This window comes from Methylobacterium sp. (genome assembly GCF_019750675.1).
Taxonomy (GTDB): Bacteria; Pseudomonadota; Alphaproteobacteria; order Rhizobiales; family Beijerinckiaceae; genus Methylobacterium.
The window spans coordinates 1-2,407 of the sequence record NZ_JAIEOF010000366.1 but is presented as its reverse complement, the minus strand read 5'-3'; the positions used below and the strand labels follow the sequence as shown (position 1 = coordinate 2,407).

Annotated in this window: 2 protein-coding genes and 1 pseudogene; 1 reads left to right on the top strand and 2 read right to left on the bottom strand. The window is 64.4% G+C overall.

The window, feature by feature from the left end; genetic code table 11:
* Positions 1-71 precede the first annotated feature (71 nt).
* Positions 72-431: pseudogene (locus K2X24_RS18880) on the bottom strand (SOS response-associated peptidase family protein); the annotation flags it as partial.
* A 271-nt stretch (positions 432-702) separates the two neighbouring features.
* Positions 703-912 (bottom strand): hypothetical protein, encoded by a 210-nt coding sequence (locus K2X24_RS18875; protein ID WP_292500004.1) that lies wholly within the window; start codon positions 910-912, stop codon positions 703-705.
* A gap of 422 nt (positions 913-1,334) precedes the next feature.
* Between K2X24_RS18875 and K2X24_RS18870 the strand changes: the two genes are divergently transcribed.
* Entirely contained in the window at positions 1,335-1,493 is a 159-nt protein-coding gene (locus K2X24_RS18870; protein ID WP_292500003.1) for a hypothetical protein, read from the top strand.
* Positions 1,494-2,407: the final 914 nt, after the last annotated feature.

Sequence of the window (2,407 nt, the reverse complement as noted above, 5' to 3'; positions counted from 1 at the left end):
GCATGGCCCGATGGCCACCCCAATCCCCGCCAAAGCGGTCCTCGAATTTACACCTCGTCCGCGGACGCTACCCGATCCTCATTGAGGGCGAACCAGGTCGGGGTCTTCTTCGGCTTGGTGTCGGCGTACTCGCTGAACGACGAGACCGGCACGAGGCAGCGGTATTCCGGCTTGAGCCAGGGCCGCCAGTGCGGGCTCTTCACGTTCCGGACGTTGGTGACGGGGTGCTCGCCGAACTGCTTCGGACCGGGGATGCCCCAGCGGAACATCTCCATGGTGCGCTCTCCGTCGTCGCCCACCCGCACGATGGGTGCGCGCTGATCGGGGAAGATGCCTGGCAGAGGCGGCATGTTGCCGGCACGATCCGCCGACACGCCGAAGGAGGCGCGGATCTCGGCCTGCGGCGTGACGAGGCTGTAGAGGTTGCACATGGCTCAGGTCCTCGACGGCAGGCCCGCCGCCGTTGGTCCGCCCGTTGTGTCGAGCTTCGCCCGGCATGTCATGCCGTAGACGTTGGGCGTCCGGCTCCCAACCTCGCGCTGGAAGCGGCAGGATTGCGTGAGCGCGAGATAGACGTCCAGCACCGAGGCGTGAGCCCCAAACCGCTGACGAAGCCGATCGACCTGGTAGGACCCGCGCCGGCCGCAGGGGCTACACAGGATCACGAGTCGGGCCGCGCGGACATCGCACAAGCGCTCCACGTCAGGTAGCCCGGCCGGGTAAGGTGCCCCGGACGTAGCCGTGCGAGACCACGCGCTCGGCGGTCGCGAGCTTTACTTCGAGGGCCATGACGTCCTCGATGGCCCGCCGGAGGGCACGCCGCGCATCACCGCCGGCCGCCTCCTCATAGGCAAGGGCGATCATCTCAGCTTCGCTCATGGTCGCCCTCTCGACGATCTGCGCAGCAGTCATGGCGTCCCCTTTCGTGAGTACGAAAGCGGAACATCGTTCATCCTGCGGGGTCAAACGCTTTGTGTATGACCTGTGCGGACCGGGGAAAGGCGGCAGAAATTCCTTGCCAGGGGGAGCGTGACGCTGCCCCGGCGAAACCCGTCAAGCGCAATAGGGGGCCGGCGGCATCGGGCCGGAGGCCGCGACGGTTCGGCGGCGGATGAGCGATTGCGTGCGATCCCGAGGCCGTGGGCGGGGCTTCGGGGGAAAGATGGACCCCCGCGCGCAGGCGCCCGAGTTGCACGGGGCCGGCCTGAGCCTCCCTGGCGGCGGTCCTGGCGCTCTGGCGCGCGTGGATCGCCTCGGAGAGCGCGGTCGCCCGGTCGTCGTCAATCGAGCCGCCGCCTTCGGTTTTCGGCCTGTCCCTGAAGTACCTCCGGACCATGCTCGGCGCCTTCCGGCCCGACGTGATCCGCTTCTCTCTGTCCGACGCGGTGTCGCCGATCCTGGCAACGGCTGAGGGCGATACGACGATCGGCGTCCTCATGTCGATGCGGGTCGGCGGTCGTCTCCTGCGGGAAGCGCGCGATGTCGCGGCGTAACCCCCAGGTCTACAAACGACCCTCGACGGTCACGATCCCGACGGGGTCTCGCCGCACGTCCGATCGCTCTCGAGGAAATGAGCGCGAAGGCGCCGAAGCCAAAGCCGGTTCCTCGCCGCCGTCGTGGCGAGGCGCATCCCAACTAAGTGGACCTATTCGCCGAGAACGCGACTTCGCAGTCATACCGGCACGCCGGCTTAACGGGATGCCACCTTTAGGGATACTGGAGTTAATCCGGAAGGATATACTCGCCGCCCCGGCTGCACCTACGGCGCGACGTACATGCGCCTGCGGAAGATGGGCCTGCGGAAGATGGGCCTTGACGCGGAAACGATCCGCGAGGCCGCCGAGATGGCGCGCATGGCCGCCTGAGACGGCGGCCGTCCAGTCCACGCACCAGACGGAGAAGCGATCCGCCCGACCTCAACGATCCGTCCGACAACCGACCCTTTACAGAAATCGACGATATCGTCTCATAAATTTAGCAGGCTCAAGCCTACAATTGACCTCGTAGACTTGAGATTAAGGTTTCGATCTATGGATATCCTGCCGTTCCATTAATAGTGCACGAGTCATTCATTCCAAGCAGCCAAGTCGCCCCGCCACGACGTCCGACCCAAATCCTGCGCGGATCGTTTTGATAATAAAAGAAGTCCACAACTGCCCCGTCGCTGACGGTATGAGTGCCGCCCGGCCCGGAGCATGTAATAGGACCACTATAATTTGCTATTACATTGCGCTGATCGGCTTTAGCTTGCCCTACGATAAGTGCGGATATTATGAGATATCCAGCCACATACAATGACTTCATCACTTGCTCAACTCAGGTTCTAGGCCGCCCGGTAGCGTCCGCGGACGAGGTGTAAATTCGAGGACCGCTTTGGCGGGGATTGGGGTGGCCATCGGGCCATGCG

Coding starts and splice junctions, on each gene's coding strand:
- K2X24_RS18875 (WP_292500004.1), bottom strand. CDS start 912: ATGACTGCTGCGCAGATCGTCGAGAGGGCGACCATGAGCGAAGCTGAG.
- K2X24_RS18870 (WP_292500003.1), top strand. CDS start 1,335: ATGCTCGGCGCCTTCCGGCCCGACGTGATCCGCTTCTCTCTGTCCGAC.